The organism is Nonomuraea sp. NPDC005730 (assembly GCF_040630865.1).
GTDB lineage: Bacteria > Actinomycetota > Actinomycetes > Streptosporangiales > Streptosporangiaceae > Nonomuraea.
This window is the reverse complement of sequence record NZ_JBEXYK010000040.1, coordinates 37,168-55,166: the sequence shown is the minus strand read 5'-3', so window position 1 is coordinate 55,166 and position 17,999 is coordinate 37,168. Positions and strand designations below refer to the sequence as shown.

Sequence of the window (17,999 nt, the reverse complement as noted above, 5' to 3'; positions counted from 1 at the left end):
TGCGGTTTTCTCCTAGTCTGCACACTCTGGCAAATTGCGCAAGATCTCGTTATTTGCGCCTCCTTCTTGTCTCCCGCAACTGACGCGCGTAATGTCTCGGACGCCACCTAAACCCCGTTTGTGACTGGCGGTCGTCATGGATGAGCATCCCCACATCACCGTTGCCGGCAACACCTACGACGCCATTGCCAAGGGCGACCTGGAGGACCTTCGCCGGCTGCTCGCCGACGACGTGATCTTCCACGTCCCCGGTCGTGGACCGATGGCCCGCGACTACTCCGGCAAGGAAGCCGTGCTCGGCTACCTGGCCGAGCTGCTGAAGTCCACCACCGGCACGCTGCGCCTGGAGCCGGAGTCCTACCTCGTCGGCGGCGACCAGGTCGCCGCCGTCCTGCGCATCCGCGGCGAGCGCGACGGCCGCTCGCTCGACGACCGCGGCATGCAGTTGTTCCGGATCACCGACGGGAAGATCAGCGAGCGCTGGAGCTTCCCGCTCGACCCCTATTCGGTGGACGAGTTCTTCGGCTGATCACGCCCCGCCGGACGGGGCCGCTCAGCCGGCCTCGTCCAGCGCCTCGTCGTTCCACACCTTCACGTATCCGCTGGTCAGACGGGCCCTGTCGGCGTAGTGGGCGGGGTCGTCGGTGGCCAGCGTGGCCAGGCCGTCCACGTACCGGTTGTACATGCAGAAGGCCGCCGCGATCAGCACCGTGTCGTGGATCTCCAGGTCCGTGGCGCCCTCGGCCCTGGCCGCGCGCACGTGCTCGTCGGTGACCTCCCGCCCGCCGCGCTGTACCGCCCCGGCGATGCCCAGCAGGGCCTTGAGCTTGCCGGAGAGCGGGGCCGCCGCCGGGTCGGCGCAGGTCTCGTCGACCAGCGTCATGCCGTCCGGCACGCGGACGGCGGCGAAGGCCGCGTGGGTGTGGAAGCAGAACCGGCACCGGTTGAGCGACGACACGTACGCGGCGATCAGCTCGCGCTCGCCCCGGGTCAGCGGGCTGTCCCCGCACAGCAGCACCTCGGAGAGCAGGGTCAGCGGTTCGGCCGCCTCGGGACGGTAACGGAACAACCCCCGAATCCCCGGCTCGTCGGACACCAGCTGGATATGCGGACGTGTCCCGCCCGCGTGATTAACGAATTCACGCCGCTCAGCGTCGCGCGAGACGGAACGTAATGCTGAATTTCCCATTCGGCCCTCCAACGTCCGTTTGCCTGCCTATGGCATCCAGTGTGCGGGTTCGTCGCGCGCAGATTCCGCCGGGGAACGGCCAGGAAGTTGCGTGCCGGTGACCACTTGATGCCAGCCGCGCCGCTGGAGCCTTCCGCCCGGAATCCGGTTCGGCCGCCCTGCGGCGCGCCGACAGGGCCTCCGACCAGCGATAACGCGTTGTGACGATATCCTGGCGAGCAGTAGCTGAGGCGCACAACCGGGGGCGGAGCATGAAGATCGGCATCATCGGCGCGGGGAACATCGGCGGCACGCTCACCCGGCGCCTGACCGAGCTGGGGCACGAGGTGGCGGTGGCCAACTCCCGGGGCCCCCAGACCCTCACCGGCCTGGCCACCGAGACCGGCGCGACCCCGGTGACCGTCGAGGAGGCGCCCCAGGGAGCCGACCTGGTCGTGGTCACGATCCCCCAGGGCAAGGTGCCCGAGCTGCCCGACGACCTGTTCGACGACGTCACCGGCGGCCTGACCGTCGTGGACACCGGCAACTACTACCCCCAGCGCGACGGCCGGATCGACGAGATCGAGGCCGGGATGCCGGAGAGCCGGTGGGTCGAGCAGCAGCTCGGCCATCCGGTGGTGAAGGCGTTCAACAACATCTTCGCCGACCACCTCGGCCATGGCGGCCGTCCCTCCGGCACCCCCGGGCGCATCGCCCTGCCCGTGGCCGCCGACGACGAACGCGGCAAGAAGATCGTGATGGGCCTGGTGGACGCGCTCGGCTTCGACCCCGTGGACGCCGGCGGCCTCGACGAGTCGTGGCGGCAGCAGCCCGGCAGCCCCGTCTACACCACCGACAAGGACGCCGAGGGCGTCAGGGAGGCCCTGGCCCAGGCCCGCCAGGAACGTACGCCGGAGTGGCGCGCCTGACCCCGACCTGCGCGGCTCAGGCTCGGCCGGTGCGCAGGAGCAGCATGGCGATGTCGTCGGCGCGGTGCTCGACGGCCGCCGCCGCGATCATGCCCTCGGCCACGTCGGCGAGCGGCTGCTCCGGCGCGGGGGCGAACCCGGCGGCCAGGCCGCCGATGGCCTCGCCGAGGTCGCGTCCGGGCACCTCGATGAGCCCGTCGGTGTAGAGGGCCAGCACCGAGCCGGGCGGCAGGGCGAGCTGGGTGGTGGCGTACTCGGTGCCGGGTTCGATGCCGAGCAGCAGCCCGGGGTCGGCCTCCACCACCTGGGTGGGCTCGCCGGGCCTGCGCAGCAGCGCCGGCAGGTGGCCCGCGCTGGCCACGCACGCCATGCTCCGCCCCAGGTCGACGCTGATGTACAGGCAGCTCGTGAACCGGTCCGGAGCCAGCTCGTTGAGCAGGCGATTGGTGTGCGCGAGCACCTCGCCGGGGTTGGCGCCCGCGCTCGCGTGGGCGTGGATGGCGGTACGCACCTGGCCCATCAGCGCGGCGGCGGTGACGTCGTGCCCCTGGACGTCGCCGATGACGGCGGCGGCCACCTTCTCCTCCAGCCGGATCAGGTCGTAGAAGTCGCCGCCGATGTCCATGCCGGGCGTGGCGGGCAGGTAGCGGGCGACCACCTCCAGCCCCGGGACGCCGGGCAGGGTGCGCGGCAGCAGGCTCGACTGCAGCGACTGCGCGAACTGGTGCTTGACGTCGTAGAGGCGGGCGCGCTCGAACGCCTGGGCGATGAGCCCGCTGAGGGCCGTCAGGCTGGCCCGCTCGTCGGTGGTGAAGCGGTGGGGACGGTCGTAGGCCAGGATGCACATGCCGGCCGTCCGCCCGCCGGCCGTCAGCGGCAGGAACGCCCAGGCCGACATGTCGTCCGACCTGATCGCCTCCGGGTACGTCGCGCGCAGCTCGGCCCAGGTGCCGAAGAAGGCCGGCGCGCCGGCGGCCAGGGGGTGGCCGGGCGGCAGATGCAGCAGGGGCTGGCCGTCGTACTCCTCGATCGCCTTCTCGCTGTACCCGCGCGAGGCGGCCACCTGCATGCGCTCGCCCCTGGAGGTGAGGATGGCCAGGGCCTGCACGTGGTAGGCGGGCATCACGTGGTCGGCGACCAGGTTGATCACCTCCTGGGCGGTGACGGCCCGCGCCAGGGTGGTGGCCAGGTGCAACATCTCGTGCAGCGCGACCAGCCGCGGCGGCCGGTCGGCGGCGACGAGCTGGTCCGGCATGACCGGACGCGGGTCGCGCGCCATCGTGCTCGGCGTGACCCGCATGGTGACGCCGGCCAGGCCCGGATAGAGGTGGAAGGCCAGCCACTGGCCGCCCGGGTTGCGGGTGGTGAAGTAGGTGACCTCCTGGCTGACCACCGCGGCGCGGTAGCGGTCCTCGTAGGCGGGCTCACCCAGCCACGGCAGGACGTCCCAGGGACGCTTGCCGGTCAGCTCGCCCGCCTCGGCCTGCAACAGCTCCTCGGCGGGCGCGGTGACCAGGGTGAGCCGCCCCTCGACGTCGAGCATGCAGTAGCCCTCGGGCAGCCGGTTGAGGCAGGTCAGCAGCAGGTCCTCGCCGCCGGGCGGCTCCCTGGTCAGTACGCGCGGCTGGTGCCCCGGCGGCACCGGCCGGTTCCCCCTCGGGACGATCTCCGCCAGGTCGGCGCAGGTCGCGGTCAGCACGTCGAGCTGGAGCCCGGTGGGCCGGCGGGCCGGGGTGGGCGGCCAGAGCAGCATCATGGCCCCCCGCACCTCGCCGTCGCGGTCGACCAGGGGTGCGACGGCCAGCGCGAACCCGTACGGGAAGGCGAGCGCCACGAGCGGGAACTCGCGGGCCATGGTCTCCCGGTCGGGCACCCACACCAGCCGCCGCTGCCGCACCGCCACCGCGATCGGCGACTGGTCGGTGGACCTGATCAGGACCCACGAGCGCGAGAAGGGCTCGGGAAGGCCCGACTCGGCCTCCATCATCAGCATGCGCCCGTCCTCGGCCAGGACGAAGAGCACGCACACGTGCGCCTGCGTGCTGGTCGCCGCGCCGAGCATCAGCCTGTCGACGTGTGCATCACGCGCCAGACCACCGTCGTGGGCACACTCCTCGTCGCGGGCCCGCCCCTCGTCTTGAGCCCGCCCCTCGTCGCGGGCCTGCGCCTCGTCGTGAGCCTGCGCCCCGCCGTTGGCCCGCGCTTCTTCGTGGGCCGGGCCGCCGTCGCGGGCCCGGCCGCCATCGTGGGCCGGGGCGCCTTCGTGGGCCGGGCCGCCGTCGCCGTGCGCCGGGCCGGGAGGTGGTGGCGGCGCGTGAGGGATATCTCCCATGAAATCAGGCTATGCAAGCTCCTTGTACGGATATATGCACTCTCCGTAATGGATGAGCAAAGTGTTCCAAGGCTCTGTCAGGCGAGCGGCCCGAGGTACGTGCCACCCGAGACGTCGATGGTCTGACCCGTCACCCACCGACCCGCCGGACCGGCCAGGAAGCCGACCACGTCCGCGACGTCCTCGGGCTCGCCGAGCCGGCCGAGCGCGGTGATGGACTCCAGCGCGGCCACCACCTCGGGGATCGAGGTGTAGCCCGCGGTCATGTCGGTCCGTACGGCGCCGGGCGCGACCGTGTTCACCGTGATGCCGCGCCGTCCCAGCTCATTGGCGAGCGTCGGGGCCATCGCCTCCAGCGCCGCCTTGCTGATCGTGTAGCCGATCTGCATGGTGACGGCGAACCGGCTGGCCGTCGAGCCCATGTTGATGATGCGGCCGCCGTCGTTCAGCAGCGGCAGCGCGCGCTGGATCACGAAGAACGGGGTGGTGACGTTGATCGTCATCACCCGCTCGAACTCCGCCGGGGTCAGGTGCGCGATCGGGACGGTCGAGGCGATGCCGGCGTTGTTGACCAGAATGTCCAGGCCACGCCCGGCCAACCCGTCGGCCAGCCCCTCGAACAACCGCTCCACCGCCCCCTCGACGCCCCCGCCCTCTTGCGCGCCCTCCACCCCCTTGACGCCCTCCTGGGGCTTCGCGCCGAAGCGGGCGCGCACCGCGAACGCCTGGCCGCCGCCCTCCTCGATCAGGGCGACGGTCTCCTTGGCCGCCTCGTCGTCGCCGCCGTAGTGCACGGCCACCAGCGCGCCCTCGGCGGCCAGCCGCAGCGACACCGCCCGGCCGATGCCCCGAGAACCGCCCGTCACCAGCGCCGTCTTACCGGTCAGCATGCCCATTGTCCGCTCCCCACGTGTGTGGCCTCTGCTCCGCGGTCGCGGAGACAGGTCAACAGTGGCGGGGGCGGCTCACCGCGTCCTCACCGACGACTCACCGCCCGTCCGGACGGCTCACCAGCCGCCCTGACGTACCGGCGGACGGGCGCACGGGCGCACGGGCGCACGGGCGGATCACCGTGGCTAGCTGGCCGCGGGTGAGGAGTCGCCGCCCTGCCAGGGACGCAGGTGGGTGGCGAGGGGCAGGCGCATACGCAGCCGCAGCCTGCTGCCACCTTGCGGATGATCGATGCCGACCTCGTCGCACAGACGATGGATCAGCCACAGTCCGAGGCGCCGCGCCGCGGGCGATGGACGCGTGAGCCGTGCGTCGGCCAGATGCTCGGCCCGCAGGCGTCCGGCCGTGTCGCAGACATCGACCGTGAGGACGGCGGCGTCGGTGTAGGCCGTCACCGTGCCGCGACCGCCACCGTGCTCCAGGACGTTCGCGGCGGCCTCGTTGACGGCGAGCACCAGGTGGTCGAGCCGCGCGCCGGACAGCCCCGCGTGGCTGGCGTAGACGCGCACCAGATCGCGGGTGAGCGCGAGATTGTTGGTGATGGTGCACCGCAGGTGGAAGGGTGCGTGCATGGCTTGCCCCTACCGTGTACGGGGGTTACGGCGGCGTAAAGCGCTCGATCGAGGGCAGAGAGTAAGGCGACCGAGTAAACGAGCCGAGCCGGGCGCGCCACGGGCGTACCCGTCCAGTTCACCGGCGGCCGAGGCCGCGGTGACCTGGCCGATGCCTGGCGGAAAGGGTTGATCGCCCGACATCTGCTCCTCCCTCTGCCCGATGTGCCGACGCTGTATGGACGCGCGGCGCGCCGGGCCCTCTTGTTTTCGGCGATCTGTCAGGGGCGCCCGTACCTTCCCTTGATCGGGAACGTGGCGCGGCTCGGCTCTGCCCTGAGACGACCGCATAGGTGTGATTTTCAATGAACGACCAGACCGGCGACCCTGCCGATGTGCTGCCCATGGTGCACCCCTTCGGCCTGCGCGTACGCGGCGAGATCGACCACCATGGACGGCCCGCGCTGGCCCGAGCGCTGGCGTGGGCGTTACGCATCGGCGAGACCGACATCCATCTGGACCTGTCCGAGCTTACCTTCATCGACGCCGGCGGGCTGCGGCTGATCATCAGCACGGCCACCGACCTGCCGCCGCCGCGCAGGCTGGTGCTCCAGAACGCCTCGTCGACGGTGCGCGAGCTGATGGAACTGCTCGGCTGGCGACTGGGGCCCGAGGATCAGCTGTACCGGATGATCAACGCGTCACATCCCCACGGCCCGGACCCGGCCCCGTCCCCACCGTCCTGACCTGACGGCCCCGGCCCACTCCCGAGGCCCGCCCGGCCTGACCCACTCCCGGACCAGCCCAGTCTGCCCCACTCCCGGGCCCAGCCCGGCCTCGTCCGCACCCCCCCGGGCCCGGCTCCTGACCCGGTGCCTGCCTGACCCCCGTCCCGCTGCCGGCGCCGCGCTCCGGCCCTTCACCGGCACACACCCGGCCTGAGGCGCCCGCCGCGATCCCACCAGGGCCGTCACCGGGCTCCTGGCCGGGAGCCCTCACCGCGCCCCTGGCCCGGCTGACTCGTACCGAGCCTTGGGCCGGCTGACCCGTACTGAGCCTTGGGCCGGCTGACTCACGGTGGGTCCGGACCCGCGTATGTCGGTGCCGAGCGGCCGTTGCCGCCGGTCTCGCCGTCCCTCCGGGTCAGGACGGCCAGCCGCGCGGCTTGGCCCAGCTCGCGGCCTCGGCCGGGCCGTCCTCCGAAGGGAACAGGCGCGACAGACGGGTGATGTCCAGCAGGCGGGCCAGCGGCCCGTGCACCCCGACCAGCCGGACGGTGCCGCCGCGCCGCTCGGCCTGCCGCTGGCCGACGATGAGGGCCCAGAGGCCGCACGAGTCGCAGAAGGCCAGGTCGGTGACATCGATCACGACCTTCGGACGCTCCGCCTCCAGGAGTTCCGCGAGCGTACGAGCCAGGGGCATGCGGGTCAGGCGGTCGAGCTCGCCGTCGAGGTGCACCACGTGGCAGCCCGGCAGACGTTGGACGTTGATCGCTAACTCTGTCATGAGGGGATCCAGAGCTCAGCGCCGCCCCTGTCCGCATCCGGCACATCGGCGGCGACATCGGACGTCGCCCGCCCCTACCCCTCAGCGGCAGCCTTGCTCCTCCAGGCGCCCCGGGTAAGCACGATGTGGCCCAACCGCCACAACCCGACACCGCTCCCCGGCGACAGCCACTATTCAGCATGCCGCCCCACGTCGTACGCCTCCCGGCCCCTTCGCCGCGTCCTCACACAGCCGGCCGCGCCACGCGGCCCGATCGGGAGATGGAAGCGCTCGTCCCGGCTGTCCCCGACGTATAGTCAGTTGGGTGACTGACTCAACGAGGACACGGGCCCGGGGGGCCGACAAGCGGCGCAGGCTGATGGCCGCCGCCGCCCGCGTCCTGCACGAGCAGGGCGTCGAGCGGACGACCATCGCCGACATCGCCGAGGCCGCCGGCGTGCCCGTGGGGAACGTGTACTACTACTTCAAGACCAAGGACGAACTGATCCTGGCCGCGCTGTCCGAGCACGCCGGGCACCTGGCCGAGCTCACCGCCGAGCTCGACCGGCTCCCCGACCCGCGCGCCCGCCTCAAAGCCATGGTGGACGCCTGGGTGAGCCGTCGGGACATCGCCGCCCGGTACGGCTGTCCCACCGGCACGCTCGCCGCCGAGCTGGACAAACGGGAGGAGGGCGGCCTCGACGTCGAGGCGGGCCGGGTCGTACGGCTGCTCCTCGACTGGTCGGAGCGTCAGTTCCGCGACCTCGGCCAGCCGGACGCCGACGATCTCGCGCTCACCTTCGTCGGCGCGTACCAGGGGATGTCGCTGCTGGCCAACGCCTTGCGCGACCCCGAGATCATGACCCGCCAAGGCACCCGTCTGACCCGCTGGCTCGACTCCCTCCCCACCAACCCCCCTCACCCCACGAACTGACCTCACCTCTGGCATCCACGAAGACCACCGCCGTCCAGACCAACACCTGGACGGCCCGACTTCCACCCCAGCCCGCTCCGCGGGAAGCCGCACCGCGACGCCCTCGAGCCGCGACCCCATCCAGGCCCGTCACTCCTTCCCTCCGGCCGCGCATAAGCCCCCGCCCGAGGCCCGCCCCCTCCCCCATCCGCCCGCACATGACCTTCCACCCCAAACCCGCCCCTCACGCTCCGAGCGCGCCCCCGGCTTCCCGCCCCGAGCCCGTGCACTCCCCTCTCCGGTCGCGCATGACCTCCCGCCCCCAACCCGCCTCTCAACCCTCCGATGGCGCATGGCTTGCCGCGCCACGCTCGCCCCATCCGATCGCGCATGGCTACCCGCTCCCCCATCCAGTCAGGTATGGCTCCCGCTCAAAGCCCACGCCCCTCACCACGGGAGGCCCCGTGCGGTGGCCGGGCAAAGAGGGGGGCTGGCGCGGCGTGTCGGGGCGGTCGGCGGGGCACGGGGCGCTGATCCTTGCTGAAGGCGGGGCAAAGAGGGTGGTCATGGACTTCGCGCGGATCGTGGAGGCGATCGGCCAGGCTGTCGATCTCGCAGGCGTGGCGATCATCGTGCTGGGCGCGCTGACGGCCACCGTGTCCTTCGTGCTGCGGCTGCGCGAGCGAGAGGCCCCGCACGACGTCTACCGCGCCTACCGCCAGGGCCTCGGACGGGCGATCCTGCTCGGGCTGGAATTCCTGGTCGCCGGGGACATCATCCGTACGGTGGCGGTGGCTCCGACGTTCGTGAGCGTCGGCGTGCTGGCGCTCATCGTGCTCGTACGGACCTTCCTCAGCTTCTCGCTGGAGGTCGAGCTGGAGAACCGCCTGCCCTGGCAGCCACGGCGCAGCACCGACACTCCCGGCTGACCCCACCCCACCCACCCGCACACCAGTTCCCACGAAGTCGGCCACCTCGAGAGAACGCCCGATTTCAAGCGAAACAGCCGTGCACTCCAAGGCGTCCGGCCGCCCGAGGAGACGAGGTCGCCTCGGACAGCCGGACCGCCGGGGTCATCTGAAGATGCAGGGCCGCCCGTTGCGGTCCACCCCGCTGGACTCCTTGAGGCTCACCGCCGAACCGCGCGGCACGGTCGCCCCCGCACCCGGGCTGCTGAACAACACGGTCCCGCGAACGTCGACGCAGTTGTTGTCGAAGGTGACCCCTCCGACCGTGAGGCCCGCCCCCGTGATGGCGTTCCGCGCGCTGCCGTCGTCGAAGCCCTGCACGTTCGGCACGGTGGTGAGGTTGCACTGCACCCGGAACAGCTCCCACGACCGCACCTGGGTCGCGTCGCTGTGCACCACGTCGGTGGTCCGGTTGCCGCCGCCCACGGCGGTCAGGAAGTGGCCGTCGACCGTCTGGATCGCGAAGCCGTCGCCGCCCTGGCGTACCAGCGCGAACTTCTCCCACGCCTGCAGGAGCGTGGCGTTGGAGTGGATGACGTCGGTCTGCAGGCCGCCGCCGTTCACGGCGGTGAGGTAGTTGCCGGTCAGCGTCCTGATGCCGACGTGCACGCCGTCGCCGGCGTCCACGAGGGTGAAGCGTTCCCACGAGCGGGCCACGGTCGCGTCGCTGTGGATCACATCGGTCGTACGGCCCCCGCCGCCCACCGCCGTCAGATAGTTCCCGGTGTTGACCGTCTGGAACGTACAGGTGGTCGGGGTGACGAACGGCAGCGCCGCCCACGCGGGCCCGCTCAGCCCCACCATCCCCGCGGCGGCCAGCGCCAGCCCCGCCACCGTGCCGAACGCGCGTCTCAGGTTCATGCGTCTCTCCCTGCTCCCGGGCTCCTCGTCGGAGCCCTCGCCCTGAGGGCGTTCCAGACCGTGCCGCCCCCGTTCCACCGGCATCGGGGACGGGGGCGGGGGCGGCGTGGGAGCGGGAGTGACGCCTACTTCCGGCAGACCCGGGCGTCCCGGATGTCGACCGGCAGGACGGGCTTGCCGTCCACGGGCGGCGTGGGTCCGTCGGGCTCCGGCTGGATGCCGCCGGCGGCGATACGGTCGAGCGCGGCGAGCCCGGCGGCGTCGACCGTGCCGAAGACCGTGTAGTTGGGCGCCAGGCCCGAGTCACCGTAGACCAGGAAGAACTGGCTGCCGTTGGTGTCGGGCCCGGCGTTGGCCATGGCCAGCACGCCCCGCGCGTACGTCTTGCGCACCCCGGTCGGGTCGCCGGGCCACGGCGGCAGGTCGGTGGGCAGTTCGTCCTTGTACCGGTAGCCGGGCCCGCCCTCGCCGGTGAAGCTGGGGTCGCCGCACTGCAGCACCTTCAGCCGGTCGTACGCGGTGAGCCGGTGGCAGGAGGTGACGTCGTAGAAACGATGACGGATCAGGTGAACGAAGCTCTGCACGGTGCACGGCGCCTTGGCCGGGTCGAGGGTGAGCCCGATATCGCCGTGGTTGGTCCTGAGCACCGCCGAGACCGGACGAGTGGGGGTGCGGCGCGGGTCCGGCGGCAGCGGCACCTTGCGCACGGCCGGGTCGTCGGGGGTCTCGGTGTACGCGCACGGCCCCTTGGTCGTCCGCGGCGGCCGGTCCAGGACCGTCGCGGAGGCCGGCATCGCGGCGGCCGCGACCAGCGCGCCCGTCGTGACTGCGGATAACGCGGCGCGGGCCGCGAGTCGTACCAACGCTCTGCCGGACATCGTGTCCTCCACTGCGTGATGATCGCCGGGCTTCCTGTGGTCTAGTCGATCTGACCCGCCCAGTCAAGACCGTGGCCGCACGAGGTCGGCGCCTCCCTTCTGCGACTTCCGCGGCAGCCGGAGTCCATTCCTGGCCGGCGCGTCAAGGGCGGTGCCGAGTCGGCGTGCCAGCTGCCCCTCACCACCTCGCCTTTCCTTCGGTGGATCTTGCGGTCGTCCGCTGCTCCACAGCTGACCTTGTCCCTGGCACGCGGGTTCGAACCGGACAAAAAGGGCCTCTCAATGCCCGTCGAAGGCGGCACGAAACGCGAGGATGGTTCGTGCAAGGGTGAGGGCCTCCGGCTCGATGCGGGAAGCGCCAGTAGGAACCGAGCCGAACGCTGTCCACAACCGTTAACTGCGGGCCCTCGCGTAGCGGTTTATGGCTTGGGACCCGGTCTCGCCCTTGGGTCGGGGCTCGATGCCCTGAAGAGGGCTTCTTCAGACAGGTGCTGACCCGTGACTACGCGACACAGCAGGGAGATCGACAGCGCCGGGGGCCGAGCCATGGCGACGCAACGGCAGAACTGCGTCTGCCGGCCCGACAGGCCGGTGGCCCCTCCGGCCACCGAGCCAGCCGTACGCACACCACCCGGCGGCCTTCCAATTCCAGCCGTAAAGCCTGATCATGCGACGATCCGACCCGTGAGCTCGTCGAACATCGACAGCCGGCCGGGCACAGCTACGCTACGGCCTACGGCCATCCCGTGATCCGTAATTGTCAGCACACCGCTCGACGATCTCGGTGGCCGCACGCGTCTCTGTCCTTGCCCACCGGAACACCGTTGCAGGAGGACGCCAAGTGCGTTGGCTCGACGTGCGCCGACACAGCTTGACCAAGAAGGGCGCGGCACGTGGCCGCGGGTCACACCTGTCGGCTGACGGCATCGCCCTCGCCCGCTTCATCGGCTCCGGAGTCGGCCCCTACGAGCGCGTCGTCACCAGTTCGTCTCCTCGGGCCGTCGAGACCGCTGTTGCGATGGGTTTCGCCGTTGACGACACCATGGAGATGCCGTCCGGTTATGTGCCGGGAGAGATCCCTCGGCACGCGCAATGGGGCTGGACCGAGCCCTACCGGCGGCTCGCGGAGATCATCCAGGAGGGCCGGGCCGCGGCGACCGTGGCCGAGAACCACCGAGCGATCTGGGCGGACACGGTCAGTGCCGTCGCGGAGGGCTGCTCTGCGCTCCTGGTCGGGCATGGAGGGCAATCGAGCTGGCGTTGGCGGCGTGCTTCCCGGATGCCACACACGATTCCTGGGGGATGCCGTTCGCGCACTGCGACGGTGCGCGCCTCGGCTTCGCCGACGGGCGGTTCGTGAGCGTCGAGTTCCACCGGGCGCCGCAGAGCCCCATCCGGCCGAGTTGACGATCGCCGGCTGCGGCTGGCGTACTGGCCGGCCACGCCTCGATCCTTCTCCCGATGCTCGGGCTTCTCCCAATCGGGAGGCGAAACGATCCGGCTGAAGCGTGGACGAGGACGTTCCCGTCCAGCCCGGATGGCTGCCTACCGGGGGTTCGCCGTGGTCAGCATTGGGTGTTCGGCGGTGGCAGGGTCAGGTCGGTGAAGTAGCGGTTCATCAGGTCGCGGGCGCAGGGGTTGAAGCCGTAGAGGGTGTGGCCGGGGCCGTCGTGGTGGATGGTGACGCTGCCCGGGACGGCGGCCAGGACACGTTCGACCGCGTCGGACTCGCCCCAGGCGCCTGCTCCCAGGACGGGGGGCACGCCCTTCGGGAGGGGGGCGGGCGGGTTGGTGACAGGGACGGGCCAGCCGATGCAGTTGAGGGTCGCCGAGGCCAGCGTGTTGGCGGTGCCGGTGAGAGGGGCGATCTTGCGGAGGCGGGCGTCGGTGGTGGCCAGCTCCTTGAGGGTCGTGTAGCGCGGCCAGTCGAGGCATTCGGTGACAGGCGTGGACTGGTCGGGGTAGCGGGCGCCACCGGCTGGGACGAAGTCGGAGGCGTCACCCTGGTCGGCCGCCTTGCGGATCGCGCGTGCCAGGGCGGGCCAGCCGGGGGCTCCCTGGCGGACCATGAAGAGGGCGAGGGACTGCAGGTCGCGAGCGTTGTAAGCCATGTTGGCCGTCGTGGTGGGGATGGGCTTGTGGCGGGCTCGTTCGGTAAGTTTGTGCCAGAGGCCGGGTATGTCTCGGCAGTCGTGGGTGGCGCACCAGGTGAAGAAGCGCCGCATGGCCTGCTCGTTGGACTTCGCCGTCTCCTCCAGTTCGCGCGGCCAGTCGGCGGGGCTGTGGTTCCAGGTGCCGTCGAGGACCATCGTGCGGATCTGGCCGGGGAAGAGGCGGGCGTAGTCCTGGCCGTAGAAGCCCGCGTAGGAGGCGCCGTAGTAGTTGAGCTTCGCGCCGCCCAGGGCCTTCCTGATCGCCTCCATGTCTCTGGCCTGGTCGGCCGAGCTCATGTTGGCGAACAGCTGGGGGTCTTGGTGGCGGCATGCCTCGGCGTAGCCGCGGTTGGTGTCGGACAGGCGGCCGAAGCCGGCGTCGTCACGCGGGGCATCCGGGATGGGGATGCGGGTCCAGACGCATGCGAGGCCGGTGCTCAGGCCGCCGAACTGCTCGCCGTAGCCGCGGCTGTCCCAGGTGACGATGTCCATACGCTCGCGCAGCCGGGCCCACCAGTCGGGGACGGTAGCGGTGGTCGCGATGCCGGGGCCTCCTGGGCCGCCGTAGGCGACCAGCACCGACCCTTCGGAGGCGCCGGTCGCTTTCAGCCTGCCCAGCTTCAGTGTGATCTTGCGGGCGTCGGGTTTGCGCCAGTCGACCGGGACCTGGAGGTCGGCGCACTCCATGCCGATCTTGTTGTTGGGGCAGGGCTGCCAGGTCAGTGAGGGTTCGGCGGTCATGGCGGACGGGGTGACCGCGGATGGACGGGCTGTGCTCTCGCTTCCGGGTCGGGTCTCGGCGGTTGGGGTGGCGGTGGCCGTGGCGGGTTGGCCGGTCATCGCCAGCAGGACAGCCAGGGTCGTGGCGAGGGGTTTCAGCATGCGGCCATGATTGCGGCGCGGGGGTGGGAGCGCGTCGGACCAGGGTCTGGTCTTGGAGCGGGGACGTCCTACCACGGGTTGTCAGACCGTGGTCTGGCCGGTGTCACGCACGACGTGGTCTGGCCGGTGTCACGCATGCTCCGTGGTCCAGCCTGCGTCACGCATGATCTGAAGCCCCTGTTACTGCTCGTGAAGGCTGCCTCGTCACCTGTCCGCCGAGGAATCTGTCCGGTCAGGACGCTTGGTGGGGGCGGCGGCACGGGGTCTGTCCTGTTTGAAGGGCTCCGGGTTGGTTGCTCGACAGAGGACGAGGGGCGTCGGCTTGTTACCGAATCGCCTGTTGGCCTGCGGGCTTGCCCGGGGGCAGGCCGGGCGGAGCGGCGGGTACGGCTGCGCTAGCCTGCCGGGATGCGGCGGATTCTGGTGGCGGGCATCAGCGGGGCGGGCAAGTCGACGCTCGCGCGCGCATTGAGCAGCCGGATTGCCGTGCCCTGTCACGAGATGGACGGCCTGTACTTCGCCGGGCCCGGTTGGGCCGTGGACGAGGCGTTCCCGGAGCGGGTCGCCGCGATCGCCGCGACCTCGGCCTGGATCTTCGACTCCTTCGGCTACCCGGAGGTGCGCGACCTGCTGTGGGAACGCGCCGACACCATTGTCTGGCTGGACTATCCGCGCCGGGTGGTCATGCCGCGGGTCCTGCGGCGTTCGCTGCGCAGGACGGTTCTGCGCGAACCCGTCTTCAACGGCAACCGGGAGACGGTCGCCGGATGGTTCCAGAGTGATCATCCGGCGTGGTGGGCCTGGTCGCAGCACGCGGCGCGACAGGCGGAGATCCGGCGGCGCACCCGTGATCCACGTTTCGGGCCCCTACGCGTGCTCCGCTTCACCAGCCCGTACTCGGCGGCGGTATGGCTGCGGTCGGTCGGGCCGGCCTGACGTCGGACGGGGTCTCCTCACCGGCGTCCGTCGTCAGTGGTCGAGCAGCTCACCGGGCGGCCCGGTCAGACCTCTGCCTTGTGGGCGCGGGACCGCGCCATCATCCGGCCAGGTGCAAGTGGTGGCGGTCGCCGGGGTGAGCGTGGGGTGGGTGGACCGGGATCGCAGGATTCTGGACGTTCGGGGTGTTCGGGCTGAAGACCGGCGGGGGTGGCGCGGGAGAGTCGGGGCATGGTTGAGATGTCGTCCGCGCAAGGCGGCTCGCAGGGGCGCTCCCCCACCGGCCGCGTGCTCATGGCCGTCGCACGTCGCTGGCCCACGTGGCTGGGCCTGGCTTTCATGGTCTTCAACGTCCTGGGGCTGGAGGACGGGCGGGACGCGGCCCTTGTGGTGTTCCTGGCCGCGCTCATCTACCTCGCCACGGCGGTGACCGGCAGGCCAGGGGTGGTCTGGCCGTTGTTCGGGGCGTCCGTGGTGACGGTGCTGCGGCTGCTCGGGCTGGAGCCGTGGCCGGGACTGGTCGGGGGTGCGGTGTGCGTCGCCGTCGTCGGCCTGGCGGGCGGGTTGTCGCGCAGGCCGACGCTCGACGCCGCGCAGGTTCCCGCGATGCTGGTCTTCGGGGCGGTGTCGGTGGCCGCGCTGTCCTTGTCGCCCGCGGTCGGGGGCTACCTGGTCGCCGCGGCCCTGGTCGGGCATGCCGCCCTGGACGTGGTCCTCTGGCGCAGGAACAAGGTGGTGGCCCGGTCGATGGCCGAGTTCTGCGCCGCACTCGACCTGCCCCTCGGGGTGGCGATCGTGGTGCTGACGGTCTCGGCCTAGCTCGCCGGGACGCACTGCAGCTCCGGCTGTCTGCGTCGCTGCTCAGCAGAGGGTAGACCTCAGGCTTGCGGGGTCGTGACGTTCCAGCGCCAGTTCGCCTCCCTTGCCAGGACGGGCATCAGGCGGACTGCCATGTCATCCACTGGTCACGTCCTGGCCGGACGACGTCGGGGCCCGTAGGGGAGAACCCAGCACAACCAGTGGGATTACCTTCATCCGGGGCCGAGAAGTCCGACCTCGTGACCCGCGACAGCCACCTCGCACCGGGGCGGCGGCACGAGAAGAGGAACTCGACCATGCCCAAATATCTGATTCAGTCCACGTACACCACAGACGGCCTCCGCGGGGTGCTGCGAGACGGTGGCACCGGACGCCGGCAAGCGGTGGATCGCCTGGTGGAAAGCCTTGGCGGGCGGGTCGAGCAGATGTACTTCGCGTTCGGCGAGACGGACACGTTCGTGATCGTCGACTTGCCGAGCAACGCGGCGTCGGCCGCGTTGGGGATGGCAGTGTCGGCGTCCGGGGCGGTGCGGACGACGACGGTCGCCCTGCTGACGGCGGAGGAGGTCGACGAAGCCACGCGGATGGAGGTGGCTTATCGGGCTCCTGGCGCGTGACAGCCAGGCGCAGGTGAGCTCGGCGGCTTGTACGGGATCGTCGGGAAGTTCAGGCGATCCCCTGCCACCTCGGATGGGGCGGCTGATCCCGACACTGCGGGCGATGCAGGCCCACGCCTCGGCTCGCAGGGTGGCGAAGTCAGCCGCGCTCCGCTCCTTCGGGTACGGCGGCACGGAGGTCCCGCCCCCCTCAGGCGGCTACGGGCCTCCTCGAACGACGCGGCGGTGCGGAGCGGTCCGCGGTCCTCACCCGCGTGGTGCGCGGCGAGCGCCGACTTGACGGCTTCCCGGGAAGGTCAGGCGCGCTTGGCCTCCAACGCTGAGACGCGGTCGGCGATCTTCCTCAGCTTCGCCTCGAACTCAGCCTGCGGGTCATCGACGACAGAGGCGAGCGCCACCATTGCCGTCACGATCACGTCGCACAACTCGTCAGCGAGGTCTTGGCGGGTGTGGGAGGCGGGCTTGCGGGGGTTCTGGCCGAGCTCCCCGATGCGGGCCTCGATCGCCTCACCGAACTCCTCGCCGATCTTCATGACGCGCAGCGTGAGTTCATGAGGGTCCCGGCCGTTGTTGCGGTCCAGCCATGCCACCAGCTCGCCGATCGTGGACCATACGTCGGTCGAGGTGGGATCAGGCATCGGGCTCCTCCTCCATGCCGGCGTCTGGCGAGTGCGCGTACAGGCGGTCGACGCCAGGCGTCCGCCTCACGGACGGGGCAGCGTTCGATGAACTCAGGGTGTTGCGCCCACAGCACCCGACGCAATGATCGGTGGCGTGATTCGCGCCCTTTCACAGTCGTGAGTGTGAGAGGAGCGTAAGCGATCCCTTGGTCCTCCGGCGGGGATGAGGACACACCGACCCACCAGGTGCCGTCTTCGCTTGGGCTGTGCCCGCCCGGACCCTGCCCTCTGACATCACCGCCATGATCGGGAGAGACTTGTTCATCGGCGCCGGTCGGCATCGGCTTCATGATTGCAGCGGTTGCGCTGGCGGTCAGCTCGAACACTCGCGTACGAACCCATGCCTCCGGACCTGAGACGCCGGAACACCCAGAGCGTGAGCAGGACGAGTAGGTCGTTGACAGCCGCAACGTGGACGGCGGCTTCGTGACGAACGGCGAGTTCGTCGTACCGGGTGGCGATGCCGCGATGGCGTTCGTGCCGGTTGATGCCGCACTCGACGGCTGAGCGGGCGCGGTGATCGGCCGCGTCGAAGGACAGGGGACGGCCACCGGCCGCTGCGCCGCTGCCGGGCGATGCGGGCGGCCGGGCCCGAGCCGGGGCACCTTGATGGCTGCCATGACCCTGCTGAAACAGGCGGCCCGCTGGCGGCGGCGGAACAGGCTGTGGACGGCCTGCCAGGAGCCGTGACACCGGGAGACCCTTCTGCGTGTCCGGCTACGACACGCCGTCGACCACAGACTTCGACACAGGTCCCGGCCGGAGGACGCCGGTGCTGGGGATGGGGGTGGTCGAGGTCGTGACGCCGGTGCTCGGCGTGGTGGCGGTCAGGTGTCAGACGCCGGGGGCGTGGTGGCGGTCAGGGGTGAGACGCCG

Annotated in this window: 18 protein-coding genes; 9 read left to right on the top strand and 9 right to left on the bottom strand. The window is 71.1% G+C overall.

Features of this window, described 5'->3' with window-relative positions:
* Positions 1-136: 136 nt before the first annotated feature.
* Positions 137-529 (top strand): nuclear transport factor 2 family protein, encoded by a 393-nt coding sequence (locus tag ABZ444_RS33865; protein WP_352330337.1) that lies wholly within the window; start codon positions 137-139, stop codon positions 527-529.
* A gap of 24 nt (positions 530-553) precedes the next feature.
* On the opposite strand, the gene ABZ444_RS33860 is transcribed toward ABZ444_RS33865, so the two are convergent.
* Positions 554-1,069, bottom strand: coding sequence for a carboxymuconolactone decarboxylase family protein (locus ABZ444_RS33860; RefSeq protein ID WP_358005901.1), 516 nt, complete (start codon positions 1,067-1,069; stop codon positions 554-556).
* 320 nt (positions 1,070-1,389) lie between these two features.
* Between ABZ444_RS33860 and ABZ444_RS33855 the strand changes: the two genes are divergently transcribed.
* On the top strand, positions 1,390-2,097 hold the full coding sequence (locus ABZ444_RS33855) for an NAD(P)-binding domain-containing protein (RefSeq protein ID WP_358005898.1): 708 nt from the start codon (positions 1,390-1,392) through the stop codon (positions 2,095-2,097).
* 16 nt (positions 2,098-2,113) lie between these two features.
* Here the strand turns inward: ABZ444_RS33855 and ABZ444_RS33850 are convergent, their stop codons facing one another.
* From ABZ444_RS33850 to ABZ444_RS33840, 3 genes are all read right to left on the bottom strand, one after another.
* A complete protein-coding gene (locus ABZ444_RS33850; protein WP_358005895.1) occupies positions 2,114-4,429 on the bottom strand; it encodes a SpoIIE family protein phosphatase in 2,316 nt (771 codons plus the stop codon).
* A 77-nt stretch (positions 4,430-4,506) separates the two neighbouring features.
* A complete protein-coding gene (locus ABZ444_RS33845; protein WP_358005892.1) occupies positions 4,507-5,319 on the bottom strand; it encodes an SDR family oxidoreductase in 813 nt (270 codons plus the stop codon).
* Between the two features lie 186 nt (positions 5,320-5,505).
* On the bottom strand, positions 5,506-5,952 hold the full coding sequence (locus ABZ444_RS33840; RefSeq protein WP_358005889.1) for an ATP-binding protein: 447 nt from the start codon (positions 5,950-5,952) through the stop codon (positions 5,506-5,508).
* A 344-nt stretch (positions 5,953-6,296) separates the two neighbouring features.
* On the opposite strand from ABZ444_RS33840, the gene ABZ444_RS33835 reads away from it, so the two are divergent.
* Complete coding sequence (locus tag ABZ444_RS33835; RefSeq protein ID WP_358005886.1) at positions 6,297-6,677, top strand: STAS domain-containing protein; 381 nt, start codon at positions 6,297-6,299, stop codon at positions 6,675-6,677.
* 397 nt (positions 6,678-7,074) lie between these two features.
* Here ABZ444_RS33835 and ABZ444_RS33830 read toward each other — a convergent pair whose 3' ends face one another.
* The gene (locus tag ABZ444_RS33830) at positions 7,075-7,437 is read right to left on the bottom strand and encodes an STAS domain-containing protein (protein ID WP_358005883.1); all 363 of its coding nucleotides are present in this window, start codon (positions 7,435-7,437) and stop codon (positions 7,075-7,077) included.
* A 304-nt stretch (positions 7,438-7,741) separates the two neighbouring features.
* On the opposite strand from ABZ444_RS33830, the gene ABZ444_RS33825 reads away from it, so the two are divergent.
* Positions 7,742-8,350: a TetR/AcrR family transcriptional regulator gene (locus tag ABZ444_RS33825; RefSeq protein WP_358005880.1), complete on the top strand. Its 609-nt coding sequence runs from the start codon at positions 7,742-7,744 to the stop codon at positions 8,348-8,350.
* Between the two features lie 545 nt (positions 8,351-8,895).
* Complete coding sequence (locus ABZ444_RS33820; RefSeq protein ID WP_358005877.1) at positions 8,896-9,258, top strand: DUF1622 domain-containing protein; 363 nt, start codon at positions 8,896-8,898, stop codon at positions 9,256-9,258.
* 144 nt (positions 9,259-9,402) lie between these two features.
* On the opposite strand, the gene ABZ444_RS33815 is transcribed toward ABZ444_RS33820, so the two are convergent.
* Entirely contained in the window at positions 9,403-10,158 is a 756-nt protein-coding gene (locus ABZ444_RS33815) for a PASTA domain-containing protein (RefSeq protein WP_358005874.1), read from the bottom strand.
* A gap of 125 nt (positions 10,159-10,283) precedes the next feature.
* On the bottom strand, positions 10,284-11,036 hold the full coding sequence (locus ABZ444_RS33810) for a peptidylprolyl isomerase (RefSeq protein WP_358005871.1): 753 nt from the start codon (positions 11,034-11,036) through the stop codon (positions 10,284-10,286).
* Between the two features lie 841 nt (positions 11,037-11,877).
* On the opposite strand from ABZ444_RS33810, the gene ABZ444_RS33805 reads away from it, so the two are divergent.
* The gene (locus tag ABZ444_RS33805; protein ID WP_358005868.1) at positions 11,878-12,396 is read left to right on the top strand and encodes a hypothetical protein; all 519 of its coding nucleotides are present in this window, start codon (positions 11,878-11,880) and stop codon (positions 12,394-12,396) included.
* 205 nt (positions 12,397-12,601) lie between these two features.
* Here ABZ444_RS33805 and ABZ444_RS33800 read toward each other — a convergent pair whose 3' ends face one another.
* Complete coding sequence (locus ABZ444_RS33800; RefSeq protein ID WP_358005865.1) at positions 12,602-14,071, bottom strand: alpha/beta fold hydrolase; 1,470 nt, start codon at positions 14,069-14,071, stop codon at positions 12,602-12,604.
* Between the two features lie 408 nt (positions 14,072-14,479).
* Between ABZ444_RS33800 and ABZ444_RS33795 the strand changes: the two genes are divergently transcribed.
* The 3 genes from ABZ444_RS33795 (at position 14,480) to ABZ444_RS33785 (ending at position 16,443) form a co-directional block, all read left to right on the top strand.
* Positions 14,480-15,007, top strand: coding sequence for a hypothetical protein (locus ABZ444_RS33795; RefSeq protein ID WP_358005862.1), 528 nt, complete (start codon positions 14,480-14,482; stop codon positions 15,005-15,007).
* Between the two features lie 231 nt (positions 15,008-15,238).
* Complete coding sequence (locus tag ABZ444_RS33790; RefSeq protein WP_358005859.1) at positions 15,239-15,826, top strand: hypothetical protein; 588 nt, start codon at positions 15,239-15,241, stop codon at positions 15,824-15,826.
* 239 nt (positions 15,827-16,065) lie between these two features.
* A complete protein-coding gene (locus ABZ444_RS33785) occupies positions 16,066-16,443 on the top strand; it encodes a GYD domain-containing protein (RefSeq protein WP_358005856.1) in 378 nt (125 codons plus the stop codon).
* Positions 16,444-16,739: 296 nt separating this feature from the next.
* Here ABZ444_RS33785 and ABZ444_RS33780 read toward each other — a convergent pair whose 3' ends face one another.
* Entirely contained in the window at positions 16,740-17,081 is a 342-nt protein-coding gene (locus tag ABZ444_RS33780; protein WP_358005853.1) for a MazG-like family protein, read from the bottom strand.
* Positions 17,082-17,999 lie beyond the last annotated feature (918 nt).